At 39.0% G+C, this 16,520-nt stretch carries 17 protein-coding genes and 2 riboswitches; of the genes, 13 read left to right on the top strand and 4 right to left on the bottom strand.

The window, feature by feature from the left end; genetic code table 11:
- Nucleotides 1-22 precede the first annotated feature (22 nt).
- Nucleotides 23-1,165 (bottom strand): IS200/IS605 family element RNA-guided endonuclease TnpB, encoded by a 1,143-nt coding sequence (tnpB, locus tag QI30_RS05335; RefSeq protein ID WP_126989904.1) that lies wholly within the window; start codon nucleotides 1,163-1,165, stop codon nucleotides 23-25.
- 104 nt (nucleotides 1,166-1,269) lie between these two features.
- A complete protein-coding gene (locus QI30_RS05330; protein ID WP_126989903.1) occupies nucleotides 1,270-2,445 on the bottom strand; it encodes a ribulokinase in 1,176 nt (391 codons plus the stop codon).
- Between the two features lie 322 nt (nucleotides 2,446-2,767).
- Between QI30_RS05330 and QI30_RS05325 the strand changes: the two genes are divergently transcribed.
- A complete protein-coding gene (locus QI30_RS05325) occupies nucleotides 2,768-3,034 on the top strand; it encodes a hypothetical protein (protein WP_126989902.1) in 267 nt (88 codons plus the stop codon).
- A gap of 106 nt (nucleotides 3,035-3,140) precedes the next feature.
- Entirely contained in the window at nucleotides 3,141-4,034 is an 894-nt protein-coding gene (locus QI30_RS05320; protein ID WP_126989901.1) for a 3-hydroxyacyl-CoA dehydrogenase, read from the top strand.
- Nucleotides 4,035-4,088: 54 nt separating this feature from the next.
- Here QI30_RS05320 and QI30_RS05315 read toward each other — a convergent pair whose 3' ends face one another.
- On the bottom strand, nucleotides 4,089-4,568 hold the full coding sequence (locus QI30_RS05315) for a hypothetical protein (protein WP_126989900.1): 480 nt from the start codon (nucleotides 4,566-4,568) through the stop codon (nucleotides 4,089-4,091).
- A gap of 108 nt (nucleotides 4,569-4,676) precedes the next feature.
- On the opposite strand from QI30_RS05315, the gene QI30_RS05310 reads away from it, so the two are divergent.
- The 10 genes from QI30_RS05310 (at nucleotide 4,677) to QI30_RS20895 (ending at nucleotide 13,067) form a co-directional block, all read left to right on the top strand.
- Nucleotides 4,677-5,873 (top strand): NAD(P)/FAD-dependent oxidoreductase, encoded by a 1,197-nt coding sequence (locus tag QI30_RS05310; RefSeq protein WP_126989899.1) that lies wholly within the window; start codon nucleotides 4,677-4,679, stop codon nucleotides 5,871-5,873.
- A gap of 208 nt (nucleotides 5,874-6,081) precedes the next feature.
- Nucleotides 6,082-6,885: a hypothetical protein gene (locus QI30_RS05305; protein WP_126989898.1), complete on the top strand. Its 804-nt coding sequence runs from the start codon at nucleotides 6,082-6,084 to the stop codon at nucleotides 6,883-6,885.
- A 142-nt stretch (nucleotides 6,886-7,027) separates the two neighbouring features.
- Nucleotides 7,028-7,210, top strand: a complete 183-nt coding sequence (locus QI30_RS05300) for a hypothetical protein (RefSeq protein ID WP_126989897.1) — start codon at nucleotides 7,028-7,030, stop codon at nucleotides 7,208-7,210.
- A gap of 124 nt (nucleotides 7,211-7,334) precedes the next feature.
- A complete protein-coding gene (locus QI30_RS05295; RefSeq protein WP_126989896.1) occupies nucleotides 7,335-8,027 on the top strand; it encodes a response regulator transcription factor in 693 nt (230 codons plus the stop codon).
- Nucleotides 8,020-9,420, top strand: a complete 1,401-nt coding sequence (locus QI30_RS05290) for a sensor histidine kinase (RefSeq protein ID WP_126989895.1) — start codon at nucleotides 8,020-8,022, stop codon at nucleotides 9,418-9,420. The genes QI30_RS05295 and QI30_RS05290 overlap by 8 nt, the downstream gene beginning before the upstream one ends.
- Nucleotides 9,421-9,700: 280 nt before the next feature.
- A riboswitch (TPP riboswitch) is annotated at nucleotides 9,701-9,808 on the top strand.
- Nucleotides 9,809-9,856: 48 nt separating this feature from the next.
- A riboswitch (TPP riboswitch) is annotated at nucleotides 9,857-9,948 on the top strand.
- A gap of 64 nt (nucleotides 9,949-10,012) precedes the next feature.
- Nucleotides 10,013-10,687: an ABC transporter ATP-binding protein gene (locus tag QI30_RS05285; RefSeq protein ID WP_233600525.1), complete on the top strand. Its 675-nt coding sequence runs from the start codon at nucleotides 10,013-10,015 to the stop codon at nucleotides 10,685-10,687.
- Nucleotides 10,684-11,424 (top strand): ABC transporter permease, encoded by a 741-nt coding sequence (locus QI30_RS05280; protein ID WP_126989894.1) that lies wholly within the window; start codon nucleotides 10,684-10,686, stop codon nucleotides 11,422-11,424. The genes QI30_RS05285 and QI30_RS05280 overlap by 4 nt, the downstream gene beginning before the upstream one ends.
- Entirely contained in the window at nucleotides 11,424-12,428 is a 1,005-nt protein-coding gene (locus QI30_RS05275; RefSeq protein WP_126989893.1) for an ABC transporter substrate-binding protein, read from the top strand. The genes QI30_RS05280 and QI30_RS05275 overlap by 1 nt, the downstream gene beginning before the upstream one ends.
- A gap of 177 nt (nucleotides 12,429-12,605) precedes the next feature.
- Complete coding sequence (locus tag QI30_RS20900; protein ID WP_233600524.1) at nucleotides 12,606-12,875, top strand: GNAT family N-acetyltransferase; 270 nt, start codon at nucleotides 12,606-12,608, stop codon at nucleotides 12,873-12,875.
- 6 nt (nucleotides 12,876-12,881) lie between these two features.
- Complete coding sequence (locus tag QI30_RS20895; RefSeq protein ID WP_233600523.1) at nucleotides 12,882-13,067, top strand: GNAT family N-acetyltransferase; 186 nt, start codon at nucleotides 12,882-12,884, stop codon at nucleotides 13,065-13,067.
- A 50-nt stretch (nucleotides 13,068-13,117) separates the two neighbouring features.
- Here the strand turns inward: QI30_RS20895 and QI30_RS05265 are convergent, their stop codons facing one another.
- Complete coding sequence (locus QI30_RS05265) at nucleotides 13,118-14,554, bottom strand: aspartate ammonia-lyase (protein ID WP_126989892.1); 1,437 nt, start codon at nucleotides 14,552-14,554, stop codon at nucleotides 13,118-13,120.
- Between the two features lie 315 nt (nucleotides 14,555-14,869).
- On the opposite strand from QI30_RS05265, the gene QI30_RS05260 reads away from it, so the two are divergent.
- Nucleotides 14,870-16,513, top strand: coding sequence for an FAD-binding dehydrogenase (locus tag QI30_RS05260; protein ID WP_126989891.1), 1,644 nt, complete (start codon nucleotides 14,870-14,872; stop codon nucleotides 16,511-16,513).
- Nucleotides 16,514-16,520 lie beyond the last annotated feature (7 nt).

The raw sequence follows: 16,520 nt of genomic DNA, 5'->3' as shown, positions 1-16,520 counted from the left end.
TAGTAGGCTATCCCCGTAGTTCCTACGGTTGTTGCTTTAAAAGTCTTAACCCTTCGATTAAGATATTCTTACTTGCATTAATATCTCGGTCTAGTGTCGTACCACAAGATGAACAAGTCCACACACGAATAGCTAATGGTTTCTTGCCATCTCGATGACCACAGGCATGACAAAGTTGGCTCGATGGGAAGAATCTGTCGATTTCGACAATTTTTCGATCGAGCCATTTTGCCTTATATTTTAGCTTGGTCACAAATTCAGACCATGACACATCCGCTATCGCTTTTGCCAACTTATGATTTTTCAACATGCCTTTGGTATTTAAGTTTTCGATGCAGATGACGTCATAGTGACGAATCAATGCCGTTGATAGCTTGTTTAAAAAATCTTCTCGTTGAAACGCGACACGCTCACGCAAACGAGCCACTCTACGACGTTGCTTTTGGTAGTTCATGCACGCACGTAGGTTACGACCCTCTTTTTTTGCTTGCTCGTAGCGACGGGATAACTTGCGTTGCTCACGTTTTAACTTCTGTTCCATCTTCTTCGTAAAGCGTTGGTTATCCACTTTACGTCCAGTAGACAGAATCGCAAAATCGGGGATACCTAAATCAATTCCTACAGCTTCATTTGTTTGAGGCAATGGCTTAAAGTCTGGTACTTCGCATTGGACAGACACGTAAAACGTACCACTCGCATTGTATTTAATCGTCGCTTTTAGAATACGACCTTCAATATCACGCGACTTCGCAAATTTTACGAGTCCTAATTTTGGTAGCTTCATTTGATTCCCGACAATCGCAATATTGTTATTCGTATTCTTCGTAGTATAACTTTGAACTGGATTCTTTTTACTTTTGAAGCGAGGATAGTTATTTTGCTTTTGAAAGAAACGTTGAAAAGCGTCGATTAAATTTTCATAAGAGGCTTGTAATGCCACACTATCTGCATTTCGTAGCCAAGCGGTATCCTCTTGTTTTTTCAGCTTTGTGAGCATTTTGGACATAATGGAACGATTCAACCCTTTTCCTTCTTCTTCATAAGAAGTATTCCACAACGCAAGAAAATGGTTGTAAACAAAACGACAATGCCCATGGGTTTGATGGATAAACGCTTGTTGGTCTTTATTTGGGTAGATACGGAATTTATACGCTTGATGTGACATGACAGACACCTCCTTTTTCGAATAGTATAATAGGAACAGATGTTCTTTTCAACAAATTAGCACTGGCAGAATCATTGGGTTCGCAGAATCCCCCTCCCTACTCACTACGTTCCTTGAGGGAGGGGGATTCTGCGAAGAAATGATAAAATAGAGCGTGTACCATTATGCCAATCAAGTGCCATTAAGCCACTTTCACCAAGCTTTAGTGTCGCTGCGCGCTTCTCCAATTGTTCATGTGTATTTTGTGGTGCAAATGTCTGAACAAAGCTTGCAAATAAATCCCCAACAGCAGGTTGTCCAGCCTCATATCCATAAAGGCCTGGGATAATCGAATCTTTTACGACACCGGAAATGCCTTCAATCTCATGCAGCTCTTCATGCACCATCAAATGACAAGTAGAGGTGCCCATGACCATTAATAATGTGCCGGATTCATGAACGCCTGCGCCAATAACACCCGCATGTGCATCAATAATACAAGTAGCAACCGCAATACCCGCTGATAAGCCAAGCCTTGTTGCCCAATCAGCGGTCAAGGTTCCTGCACAGTCACCAATTTTTTTCACGGGCGCTGTTAATTTTTGTTCGATTGTTTGACCAAGTAGGGCATCTACTTGTGAAAAATAGTCAGACGGGAAGCCATCTTCCTCTGTCCAACATGTTTTAAAGCCAAGTGCACAATTATTTTTCGTGAAATTTTGTGTTAGTTGCCCAACAATCCAATCCCCGGCCTCAATAAAATGAGCAGCAGCGTCGTAAATTTCAGGGGCTGCGCGAAATGTTTCAATGATTTTTGGGATAGCCCATTCTTCGGAAATAGTAGAGCCAAGTTGTCGGAACCAGCGTGCGTTTTGTTGCTGTGCAATCGTATAGAGCTCATCTTTAATAGGAAGAGAGAGCTGATGTTTCCAAAGCTTTACATAAGCATGATGATTTTTCGTAAATTCAGATTGGAAGCAAAGCGGTTCATAACAAGCATCAACGGGTAAAATTGTCGATGAAGTGAAATCAAAACCAATACCGATAATTTGCGATTTTGTAATAGTCGTTTTATGAAGCACCTGGGGAATACCTTGCGTTAGCACATCCACATAATCTTGGGGATCTTGAATAGCTGTACCAGATGGCAACGTATATGGAATTCGTTCATCCACTTCTGTAATGAAGTGATGTGCATAAGGAATGACAGCGCTCGCTATTAATTTTCCGTTGACGGCATCAACAAGTAGTACACGTCCGGATTCCGTACCATAATCAACACCAATTACATAGTTTGTCATAGTCAACAACTCCTTAAATAAACTTATTTATAACAATAGCATAATAGGAAAAAAATGTATCTTTATCTTAATTGTAGTAAAAAAAATTAAAAAAATATTTTTTTTAGGTTTTATTTATTATCATAAAGGGTAAAAAAATAACTTGATAATATTATGATTAAAGTAGTGTTTAATTTTGTAGAAGTATAATATGAAATGATTATTTTTGGGTAGTTTTGGAATATTTATCATAAAAAATAACTATTTAGTGGTATTTAAGTCTTTATTTTATAAAAATTTAATGTTATTATATAACTATAAAAAGGGAAAAGGATGTAAGCATATGAATACGAAAGTTGAAAAAAGTGATTTGTTTTTCCTACAAGATAATCGTCTATCGCTTGCAGCTAAAGGCTTATTAATGTATTTACTCGTTAATCCCGAAGAGCGGTATGCTAATTGTGAGAATTGGTTATTGGATTCTAATAATACAGCAGATGAAATGGAAACGATTTTTTGTGAACTTGTGCGTTTTGACTATATTTTAGTGAAAGAAAATCATTTAAAATTATCCTTTCTTAGCGAAAAGTATGAGGAAGTAAAAATCTAATTATTAATTATGAAAGCAAGGTAAGTAATTACTTGCTTTTTTATTTTGAGCGATTTAAAATAGAGTTGTAAGTAAATACTAACTTTTTTTAAAGGGAGCGATTTTTATGTCATATAAAAACGTAACAATAGCAGGTAGCGGTGTTTTAGGTAGTCAAATTGCATTCCAAACAGCTTTCTTCGGTTTTAATGTAACCGTTTATGATATTAATGATGCAGCAATCGAGCATGCAAAACAATTATTTGCAAAACATAAAGAAACATATGCAGCTTATTTCAAAGATGAGGCGCGTGCACAGCAAGCATTTGAAAGCTTAAACTATTCAACTGATTTAGCTGAGGCGGTAAAAGATGCCGATTTAATCGTAGAGGCCGTACCAGAACGTATGGATATTAAAAAAGGTTTCTACGAACAATTAGCGCAAGTAGCACCAGAAAAAACAGTCTTTGCATCAAATTCATCAACAATGCTTCCAAGTCAATTTGCAGAATTTACAGGACGTCCTGAAAAATTCTTAGCATTACACTTTGCAAATGAAATTTGGCATAATAACACGGCTGAAATTATGGGGCACCCAGGAACAGATGCACAATATGCAGAGCAAGTAGTCGAATTTGCACGTGAAATTGGCATGATTCCATTCCATCTTCATAAAGAACAACCAGGCTATATTTTAAATTCATTATTAGTGCCATTTTTAGATGCAGGGATGCAGTTATGGGCAAAAGGCGTAGCAGATCCTGAAACAATTGATAAAAACTGGATGATTGCGACAGGTGCACCACGTGGACCATTTGCTATTTTAGATGTTGTAGGCATGGAAACACCTTATAATTTAAACTTAGCAAAAGCTGCAGCAGGTATTCCAGGTACAAAGGAAATTGCTGAAAAATTAAAAACGGAATACATTGATCAAGGTAAAATGGGCATCAATGCAGGAGAAGGATTTTATAAATATCCAAATCCGTCTTATGCAGCACCAGATTTCTTAAAAAAATAAATGTATACAAAAAAAGCAGGAATCGCCTAATTTGCGGTTCCTGCTTTTTATTCATTAAAATTCATATTTTTCACGACTTGTTGATTTCGCTGGAAGTAATAGAGAAATTAAGCCAAGGAAGATAATAAATCCTACAAACGTAAACATATTAAAGTAAATGCTTGTTGAATAGGCATTAATCATTGAAAAGAAGACTTCATTTTGTTGGCTATTTAATGCATTTTTTAATTGGAATGCATCTCTTATCGTACGGAAAAAAACAACGATTGATAAGACACCATAAAGTACAGTCAAGATGATACGTGTACGCGGACTGAAAATGCGATGAAAGTCACGAAGTAATAATACGGCGACAACCGCAAAATAGACAATGAAAATAAAGCCTAATTGAAAGTAAAAGCCATTGTATAAGCCATCTGCATTCGCTTTATATAAATCAATATCAAAATCTGGTGTTAATACGTTCATACTTGCCCAGACAAAGATGGTCGCCAATCCTGTGAAAAACATGGTGATGTATAAAATTAGTTTCAAAATACGACCCTCCATTCTGCTTTGCTTCTATAGTATAACAAAAACAATTATGTATTTTTAGGCATTTTCAAAAAGAATTTGTGGAATAGAATAACTGAGGTGATAATTATGAATTTAACAAATGGTCATTTATTTTGGCCGACGACAACCGCACCACTTACCGTTCCTAAGATAAAACCAAAAGCACACTATGATGTCATTATTATCGGCGCTGGTATGAGTGGTGCATTATGTGCCTATGAGCTGACGAAACAAGGCTACGACGTCTTATCCATCGATAAACGTCATATAGCAGAAGGTAGCACAAGTGCAAATACAGGATTACTTCAGTATAGCAATGACATTATGCTAGTTGATTTGGCGGAACAAATTGGTGAAGAAGATGCCGTTTTGTTTTATCGATTATGTGAACAAGCCATGCAAGATTTAACGACGCTTGCAACGTCACTTTCTCGTAACACAGATTATATTGAACGCCCTAGTATTTATTACGCTTCAACGGCTGAAGATGTTCCACGTTTGCAAAAAAATTATACATTATTAAAAAAGCATGGTTTTGAGGTAGCCTATTTAGATCGACAGGCGCTCGCTAACGAGATGCCATTTGAAAAAGAAGCCGCTTTAAAAACATATGGCGATGCAGAAGTAAACCCAGTGAAGTTTGTACAGACATTATTTTCAGATGCCAAGCATGATATCGTCGAAGAATGCGAGGTAACTGCTACTTATTCGGAGGAAACCCAGGTGCGTGTTGAGACGTCTAAAGGAACGTTTCATGCCAAGCACGTCATTCACACGACAGGCTATGAAACGCCAGTTGTTGGAAAACGGATGGGGGCAGCAATTCATCGTTCATATGTCGTTGTGACGGAGCCTATTAATGAGCAGCTATGGCAGGACGATGCGCTTATTTGGGAAACAGCACACCCGTATTTATATATTCGAACGACGGTTGATAACCGCTTAATTATAGGAGGGCTTGATGAGGATATTGCAGTGCCTCCGACAGATAAAGCCATTCAGCAGCATGCTGAAAAGCTTTTAAAAGAGGCAAGGGAATTGTTTCCGTCATATGACTTAAAAGCGGCGTATGCATACGGTGCTACATTTGGTGAATCGTATGATAACTTACCGTTTATTGGCGAACATCCAACGAAAAAACGTCAATATTATTTATTAGGCTATGGTGGTAATGGCACTGTTTATTCGATGATGGGTGCAAAAATGATAACGTCCTTCATTAAAGGAAAAGAGCCTGTCGGTGCTCATATCGTACGATTATCACGTACAAATGGCGTGCGATAAAAATATTGTAGTATATTATAAAAAGTTGTTAAACGACTGTAATATCCTTGTTAATAATGATATATAAATGATATTTCTTGCTTGAAAAGTAGTGTTATTGTTAGAAAAATACCATTTCATTTCGGTATATACTTATTATTGCAACAGAATGTTCTTTGTGTAAAAACGAAATTACAGGTATACTACAAGAGGAAATGGAGTGAAACTTATGCAAAAAATGATGCTTTTAACGGCAGTAACCGTTGCAATGTTAGCAGCTTGTGGCAACACGTCCGATAGTTCTAGCGCTGACAATGAGCAAGCACCAGTGACTCAAACAGCCGAGGAATCTTCAAGTGCGTCTACTACAAAATCGGAGGATGCACAGTCTGAAGCGGATGAGAAGCAAGAAGAGTCCACAACATCCGATAGCAAGGATAGTAGTGCATCAGAGAAAGAAGCTGTAGCGGATACATCTTCAAAAGAGGAAAAGACTACTAAAGAAGAAACGAAAGAAACAGCAACAACGGAAGAAGAAGAGGAAGTCGAAACTGTCAGTGGTGAAACAGCTACAGAAACAGTGAAAGCCGATTTAACAAAACCATTAAGCTTAAACGAAGATGCAACAGATGATTCAATCGTTATTTACGATATGAACGATGAACAATTTATTACAACACGTGTAGATTATTCATATGCTGCAGAAGGTTCTCAAACGAAAAAAATCTTAATGACCTTATATGATCGCTATTATACGACATACTTCAATAATTACGCTGTATCAAAAGATGAGAAAAAAATCATTCTTGATTTTAATGGTCAAGGAATGTTAGAAAATAATTTTGTTTATACAAATGAAAACTATGTAGAAATCATTACCTCATTATTTGCGAATTTCCCTAAGCTTGAAACCATTCAATTTAAAGTAGATGGTCAAGTAACAGAACTTGATAACTTTACGGAAACATCACGCGCTGATTGGAAGAAAATGCTTGAGCAAAATGATTACACATACAATGTTGTAGAAAATTAATAACTTATGGATAAAGTGTGGAGCCGTTACAAAGAGTTTGTGACAGCACCACACTTTTTTTAATTCATTTTAAATGAACCGCTGATTTTGTATCGCTTGCTATTTATAATAGTAGTAATAATGTATGAATGGAGAGATAAAGATGTCTACGAAACAAATGTTAATCGGAATGTTTGTTATGGCCATTGTGACCTTTGTAGCCGTTTATTTAACTGCTATTTTTGAAAATGTTTGGATTTGGGGCGTCTGGTTCATGCTGATGGTGTTGTTGGTCGCGTGGACTGCCTTTATCAAACCAAAATGGAAAAAATCATCACAATCGTAGAGAATGGAAACGTGAGGATTCTCTTTAATGAAAGCCAAAATCGTTGTGATTTTGGCTTTTTCTTATAGAAGAAAATAAAATAATGAAAAGAATTACGTTATACTTGTGAGAAGGAGTGATTAACATGCGATTACTAATTGCAGAAGATGAAGTATTAATGCAGGAACTATTAACGCTGCATTTAAGCCCAGAGTATGATGTCACAATCGCTAAGGACGGGGCAGAAGCGCTTGAGAAAATTAATTTAGAAACATTTGATGCAATTTTATTAGATATTATGCTGCCGTATGTAGACGGCTTTACGTTATGTGCAGAAGTACGTCGTATGGGGCAGACACCGATTTTAATGCTAACAGCTCGCACAGAGGTAGAGGACCGCGTACGTGGCCTCGAGCTTGGTGCAGATGATTATTTAGTGAAGCCATTTGATTTTGCAGAATTGAAGGCGCGTATTCATGCATTAATCCGCCGTGCGACCATGCAGGAGGAGAAGGATGAATCGATTATCCAATATGGCTCATTTAAAATGGATATTCAGTCCTTCAGTGTACAGGTCGATGGTCAAAAAATTGACTTTACAGTAAAAGAGTTTGAATTGTTGAAGCAGCTTGCTTTAGCACCGAATCAAGTATTTACGCGTGATGATTTGCTGCATTTATTATGGGATGAGGAACATGAGCGAGACGGACGCGCAATTGATTCGCATGTAAAAAATGTACGTTATAAAATGAAAAAAATCGGTGCGCGCACAAAGCTAATTAAAACGGTTTGGGGTCTTGGCTATCAATTCGATATGCCAGAAGATGCGCATGTTTAATCGTGTCGGTTTTAAATGGGGCGCACTTATTATGGCACTCTTCTTTATTATTTTAGTGCCGCTCGCCGTGCTAATTGATCGTATTTTTGCGAATGTTTATACCGATTATGTAGATGCCTCTGTTGAGAAAGCGGCGACACGAGCTGTTATGCAACTTGAAAAAGAGGATAAGCTAGAGCCGGAACGCATTAATTTAATGCTCAGCTTAAGTGATGATGCCATTATCGTATTCGATAAAAACGGCAAAATTTTATCTCGCTCGGCTTATGAGTTTTTTGAGCAAGATACCATTGACTCGCAGTGGCGAAAACCGCTTGAAGCCGAACAAAAATCTTATACAGGAAGCCGTACCGAAAATGCTACTGGCGCGCGCTTTCATTATGTAGGAAAACCTTTACTAAAAGATGGGGAATATAATGGTGGGGTCCTAGTCATGTCAAATGTCACAAGCTGGTATGAAACGATGAGCCAGATTCGCTACTGGACGCTACGCGGTATTTTAATGGCGATTTTATTAGCGCTTGTGTATACGATTTTAGTGTCGTGGAAATTATCACGTCCACTTGTTGATATGACCGAGGCTACGCGTAAAATTGCCAAAGGGCAGGATACGAAGGTCACGGTTACGAGTAAGGATGAGCTTGGCATTCTCGGTGAGTCCATTAATGATTTAAGTGTGGAGTTAAATAACTACCGAAAAAACCGAAGTGAACTACTGGCGAATATCTCACATGAGCTACGGACGCCGGTATCTTACTTACAAGGCTATGCACAACTTATTGAAAATGGACAGTATCGCTCTGAGGAAGAGTTGAAAAAATATGCGCATATTATTGATCAAGAATCCATTCGTTTATCTAAATTAATTCAAGATGTTTTTGACCTATCAAAAATGGAAGAAGGCATGATGACATTTTATAAACAAGCAGTTGATATTGAAGAATTACTAGAAGATGCCGCAGATAAAGTTCGTTTAAAGGCACATCAAAAAAATCTAGCCTTAGAGGTTACGATTCAAGGGCCGCTTCAAGACATAGAAACAGACGGTATGCGCTTTGAGCAAATCATTATTAATTTACTGCAAAACGCGGTTAACTATACACCACAAGGAACGATTACACTACGTGCATTTGAGCAAAAATCTACACTAATTATTGAAATAACTGATACAGGTGTTGGTATTCCAGCAGAGGATATTCCCTTTATTTTTGATCGTTTCCACCGGGTTGAAAAATCACGTGTTCGCGATAAGGGTGGCACAGGCCTTGGCCTAGCGATTGTTAAAGCGTTAACGGAAGCATTAGATGGCGCTATTACAGTTGAAAGTAAGGAAAATATCGGCACTACCTTTAGATTGTCATTTCCCATTCATACTTTTTCCACAAATAGCTAGTATGATAATAATATAAACTCATGTGACTCCACCCCCGGATGCCATGGATAGAAAAACACGCACCTACGTCAGGAATAGGTGCGTGTTTTTTTGTTTAAAATAAATATTTTCTTTTTAAGTTTTTTATCAGAAAGAACAGCTAAAGAAAGTGATAAAAGCTTTTTATTGAAATATAAAATTATACAAACGACTTTTCTAGCACTTAAATCGTTTGAAGGGGTGTAGGGAGAACGTTGTCAATTATTCATTATCGTGCTATACTGCTTTTTAATCACATACAAAAAGATGCTAGGAGTGCTGATGTTGTCAGCCGAGAAATTCACGTAATGAATTAATCCTTGAACCTGATCTAGTTTGTACTAGCGTAGGAAAGCGTTGATTGATTCATATGATCACGTCCCATGCCGGTAATCTAGGCATGGGACGTTTTTTAATTTTTGACCACTAGGGGTGCTATAAAAAGCTGAGATGAAACCCTTATGACTTGTATTAGGTAATGCTGACGCAAGGAAGTGGGTTCTATTTAGCGATGCATGTAGAGCCATTTCCTGCGGGAGATGGCTTTTTTGTTGTGATAAAGGAGGAGCAAAGAATGGTTGTTAGGATGGAGCATGTGCATTTTTCGTATGGTCAGAAAGTAATTTTAAATGGCTTAAACCTGCACGTAGAAGCGGGTGAATTTGTTAGTATCGTTGGGGCAAGTGGTTGCGGTAAGAGCACCGTATTTCGTTTGTTGCTAGGACTTGAAAATCCACAGCAAGGGAGGATAAAAAAACATGGAAAAATAGGTTATATGCCACAGCACCATCAGCTTATGCCCTGGCGAACAGCACTTGATAATGCGATTTTACCGTTAGAATGTCAAGGCGTGAAAAAGGCGAAAGCACGTAAGCAAGCGCAGCAGCTTTTTATACGCTTTGGATTAGCTGGCTATGAAGATAAGAAGCCATACGAATTATCAGGTGGTATGCAACAACGCGTAAGCTTGATACGAGCTCTTTTAACAGGAGCCGACGTATTATTATTAGATGAACCATTCAGCGCACTGGATGCTCTTACCCGTAATGATTTACAGAAATGGTTAAAGGACATTGTCCACTTAGAACAGAAAACGGTTATTTTTATTACACATGATATTGAGGAGGCGTTATTTTTATCAGATCGTATTTTTGTAGCGACAAAAAAACCACTTACCGCATTTGAATGTATGGACTCGACAGTATCAAAAGCATATATCTATGAAAAAATTGGGGGTGCGATGCGATGAAAAAAATAGTACCGCCTTTCTTGTTAGTGGCGCTACTGCTCATTAGTTGGGAAGTAATTGCACGTGTTCTTGCATCGCCGTATATTTTGCCGTCCCCACTTCAAATTCTTAAGAAAATATGGTTACTTCGTGAACCACTGTTGACGATTCATTTGCCGGCGACATTAACGATCATTGGGATCGGGTTGCTGATTTCCCTTGTATTAGGTGTAGCCCTTGCATTAGTAATGGATGCCAGTACGTGGTTCGAGCGGGCTTTTTATCCACTTCTTGTCATCTCACAAACGATTCCAACGACTGCCCTTGCCCCCATTTTTGTGCTGTGGTTTGGTTATAGTATTTGGAGTAAAGTACTTGTGACGGTCTTAATTGCTTTTTTCCCCATTACAATGAATACTTTTGAGGGTTTACGCAGTGTGAAAAAAGGACAGTTTGAGCTTCTACAAACATTTGGAGCAAGTCGTTGGCAACAGTTTTGGAAATTAAAGGTCCCGGCTGCCTTACCATCATTTTTTACAGGTCTTAAAATTGCGGTGCCTTTGACTGTAATCGGAGCGGCAATCGGTGAGTGGCTTGGAGCGCAAGCAGGTCTTGGCTATTTTAGTAAACGTATGATGACACAAATGGATGGTGCGGGTGTATTCGCCCCTATTGTTGTGTTATCGCTAATGGCGGTTATTTTTGCGGCCATTCTTGCGGGTGTGGAGAAAAAATATATGGGTTGGAGGAAAGAATAATGAAAAAAATGTTGCTAGTATATGTATGCTGCATTTGTATGACAGTATTAAGTGCATGTGGAAGCAGTGATAAAAAAACAACGGCTGATGGACTACAAGAGGTAACACTCGTACTGGATTGGTATCCTAATGCAGTTCATAGCTTTATTTATGCTGCGGAGGAAAAAGGCTATTTTAAGGAAGAGGGAATTCATTTAAATATTCAATATCCTCAAAATGTGACGGATCCACTTACCTTGACTGCTGCTGGTAAAGCAACGGTAGGAATTTATTATCAGCAAGATATCGTGCGAGCGCGTGCAAATGAAGGAATTCCGGTAAAGTCAATTGGCCCCATTGTACGCGAGCCGTTAAACCATATTATTGTTCTTGATAAAGAAAAAACGATTCAATCACCTAAAGATTTAGAAGGAAAAACAATTGGCTATGCGGGAAGTGACTTAAGTGAAGCGTATGTACAATCGATGGTAAAAGCCGATGGTGGAGACCCAAAGAAAGTAACGATGCAAGATGTGGGGTTTGACCTCGTACCAGCTCTGATTACAAATAAAGTGGATGCGCTTAGTGGCGCGCTGATTAATCATGAAGTGCCCGTAATGGAAGAGAAAGGGTTTCCGACACGTACGTTTAACCCCGCGGATTATGGGGTGCCAAATTATTATGAACTGTTATTTGTATCAGGCGACAAGACAATTGAGGAAAATCCTGAACTACTAAAGGCGTTTCTACGTGCCTCTGAGAAAGGATATGCTTACATGAAGAAGCATCCACAACAAGCGCTAGAAATCTTAATGGCAAAACAAGATGAAGCAAATTTCCCGTTATCATCTAAAGTAGAAAAGAAAAGCTTACAAATACTGATGGCGACGATGGAACAAAAGGGCAACAAGTTCTTATCTGATGATGCAAATGCCTGGCAAAAACAAATTGAATGGATGAGTAAACAGCATATGATTACGACAAAACCGCAGCCAAATGATTTGTTTGTAGAGTTAATGAAATAATCATTTATTTTCGAAAAAAGCCGGAATAAAGGATTCCGGCTTTTTTTGATTGCAAAAGGGTATGAAGTAGTAAAAAAGAGGTGAAAGCCTATGCAATTATCGACAACGCGACTCTGGTTACATGAAATCACGTTTCATGATACAGTAGCAATTCATCAGTACGCGTCATGAGAGGAAGTGTCACATGATCAGCCATGGGGACCAAATTCACTCGAAGAAACGACGCAATTTGTTGCAGAAGTAGTAGCGGATGCAGCAGAGCATAAACGGCTGCGGTATTGTTTAGCAGTAGAATATGACGGCCAACTTATCGGTGCGGGGGAGCTATGGATTACGGACTGGTACAATGAATGCGCAGAAATCGGCTATGTATTGCATCCCGCTTATTGGGGACAAGGCTTTGCGACTGAAATGGCAAATGTGCTACTAGCATTCGGCTTTGAATAGCTAGATATGCATCGAATTTTTGCCACTTGTGACCCTGAAAATATTGCTTCTTTTAACGTGCTAGAAAAGGTCGGATTTCAATCAGAGGGGCGAATTCGCGACCATATACGTATAAATGGTGGATGGCGTGATTCACTTATTTACAGTATGTTGCGCGATGAATGGCAGGGAATGGTGTATGAATACGAATAAAAAAATACCTCATTCGTCTAATATGACGAATGAGGTATTTTGAGTTGCATTTATTTTAGGCCTTCTTGATGTGTTGCGCGATATTTCGCAAGGTCACCAGATATCCCAGGTGTTGTTAAACCGTATGGGCTAAGGATTTTGTCGATTTCTTCCGGTGTGAAGTGACCGTATTCAACACATAGCTCACGTACAGATTTACCTGTTGCAAGTGCTTCACGTGCGATACGAGAAGACGATTCGTAACCGATATATGGTGATACAGCTGTAATAATACCAATGCTGTTTTCAACATAAGCAAGTAAACGTTCTTTGTTTGCTTTGATATCTTTTAGGCAGTATTCTGTAAATACTTCAAATACATTGTCCATAATTTGTAGTGATTGTAGTAGGTTATAAACAAGTACAGGTTCCATCACGTTTAATTCAAATTGACCCGCTTCAGAAGCCATTGAAATCGTTAAATCATTTCCTGCTACTTGGAATGCTACTTGGTTCATTACTTCAAGCATTACAGGGTTTACTTTCCCTGGCATAATTGAAGACCCTGGTTGGCGTGCAGGTAAAATTAATTCACCTAGACCAGCAGTAGGGCCAGAAGCCATCATACGAATATCATTTGAGATTTTTGACATGTTTAGCATACACACTTTTAATACAGATGATACTTCTGTGTAAACATCGGTGTTTTGTGTACCATCGATTAAGTTTTGCGCTAATGCATATGGATAGCCTGTATTTTTGCGTAGGAAGTTAATCGCAAGCTCACGGTATTCTAAATCAGCATTTAAGCCTGTACCGATTGCCGTTGCACCAAGATTGACTGTTAATAAGCTTTCTTGTGCTTTTTTAATACGTGTAATATCACGACCAACAACTGCTGCATAGGCTTCAAATTCTTGGCCTAAACGAATTGGCACAGCGTCTTGTAAGTGTGTACGACCCATTTTGACAATATCATCAAATTCTAGTGATTTTGCGACAAATGTATCTTTCATTTTTTTCATTGTTTTGCCTAATTTTTGAATCATTGAATGAGCTGCAATGTGAATTGCTGTAGGGAATGCGTCATTTGTTGATTGTGCCATATTTACATGGTTGTTTGGGCTAATGATGTCGAAGCGACCTTTATCATAACCTAAAATTTCAAGAGCACGGTTAGCGATGACTTCATTTGTGTTCATATTAATTGAAGTACCGGCACCGCCTTGGATTGGATCCACAACAAATTGTTCGTGCCACTGCCCGTTAATAATTTCATCACATGCTTCAATCATTACGTCTGCAGTAGATGGTTTTAATTGATGGGTTGCTGCATTTGCTTGGGCAGCTGATTTTTTCACGATAGCCATTGCACGAATTAATTCAGGGTGAATCGTATACCCTGTAATTGGGAAGTTTGCTTTTGCACGCATTGTTTGTACGCCATAGTAAGCTGTGTTTGGAATTTCTAATTCGCCTAAAAAGTCATGTTCTTTACGTGTATCCATAGTAGTGTGTCAAGCGAGTTACTCGCTGACTGTCACCTCTCTTTGTCATAGTAGTTATCATTGTCACATACTAAGTGTAACGCGTTTAGTTGTTAAAAACCGTGTTGTTTATGTAAAAGCTATTACAGTACTTAGGATGCATTTTTCTCTCACCATTACGCTAACGTTTTTTGGAAGCGTTATCAACTAATTCGCTTTAAAAAATTCACATTTTCGTAACTTATCTCATTCTGGCATAGTATTAATCTTTTTTCAAGATATATAAAGGAATTTCTACGTAAAAAAGCGAATTTAATACGAAAAGGGGGCTACAACATGAAATACGATGTCATTATTATTGGTGCAGGTCTTGCAGGTTTAGTAACAGCAACTGAATTGATTGAACGAGGAAAAACAGTTTTATTATTGGACCAAGAAGGCGAACAGTCTTTAGGAGGCCAAGCTTTTTGGTCCTTTGGTGGCGTATTTTTAGTTGATTCACCTGAGCAAAAACGTCTAGGGGTAAAAGATAGCTTTGAGCTTGCTTGGAAGGACTGGCGCCATACAGCAGGATTTGATCGTGTTGAAGATGAGGATAGTTGGGCAATTCAATGGGCACATGCCTATGTTGAATTTGCGACACATAAAAAATATACGTATTTAAAGGAAAAAGGTGTACGCTTTTTCCCTGTAGTCGGCTGGGCTGAACGTGGGGCGATGCTACCGGGCGGCTATGGAAATTCCGTGCCGCGCTTTCATATTACATGGGGAACGGGACCAGGACTTGTCGAGCCATTTAAAAAATCTGTGCTTGAAGCGAGAAATCGCGGGCAATTAACCTATCTAGCGAGGCACCAGGTGACGGAACTTATCATGACGGAGCAGGGTGTGTGCGGTGTTCGAGGGAATATTTTAGTGCAAGACACCGCGGAGCGTGGTAAAGCGACCTCGCGCGCAGTTGTACGGCCATTTCATTACCACGCGGATGCGGTTGTCATTGCATCTGGAGGCATTGGCGCGAATTTGGAGCTTGTACGTCAAAACTGGCCTGATCGACTTGGAAAAGCGCCTGAAACAATGATTGCCGGTGTGCCTAATTATGTAGATGGTAAAATGCTTGAGCTAGCAGAGAAGCATGGTGCGCGTATCGTTAATAAAGACCGGATGTGGCATTATACGGAAGGCTTACGCAATTTTTCACCGATTTGGGACAATCATGGCATTCGAATTTTACCAGGACCGTCCTCATTATGGCTTGATGCAGAGGGGAATCGTTTTGAAGCACCAAATTATCCAGGCTTTGATACGTTGTCAACGCTTGAAGCGATTGGCAAAACGGGCTATGATTACTCATGGTTTATTTTAACGGAGGAAATTATCGAAAAAGAATTTGCATTATCCGGCTCAGAGCAAAACCCGGACTTGACGAATAAGCGGTTACTTGAGGTACTACAGCGTGTGAAAAAAGGGGCACCAAAACCTGTGCAGTCATTTATCGACAATGGTGTGGATTTTGTCGTAGCGGATGGTGTCAAAGAGCTAGTAGCGGGAATGAATAATTTAGTAGGCAATGAATTGCTCGATTTTTTATCAATTAAGGAGAAAATTTTGAGTCGTGATGACGAAATTGTGAATAAACAATCGACAGACCCACAAATTCAAATAATTTATCACGCAAGACGCTATATCGGTGATAAAATAGTACGCGTAGCAAAACCACATAAACTATTAAGCCCAGCTAGTGGGAAACTTATTGCGGTACGTCTTAATATTTTGACGCGCAAGACGCTTGGAGGATTACAAACTAATTTAAACGGTGCCGTACTAGATCAACACCAGAATGTCGTCAATGGCTTGTACGCAGTAGGTGAAGCGGCAGGATTTGGTGGCGGAGGTATCCATGGCTACCGTTCATTAGAAGGAACCTTTTTAGGTAGCTGTATTTTCACCGGATATACAGTTGGGCGCGCCATACCATAGGGGGAAT

The sequence above is a fragment of the Candidatus Kurthia intestinigallinarum genome (genome assembly GCF_003991225.1).
GTDB classification, from domain to species: Bacteria; Bacillota; Bacilli; order Bacillales_A; family Planococcaceae; genus Kurthia; species Kurthia populi.
This window is presented reverse-complemented; position numbering and strand designations above follow the sequence as displayed.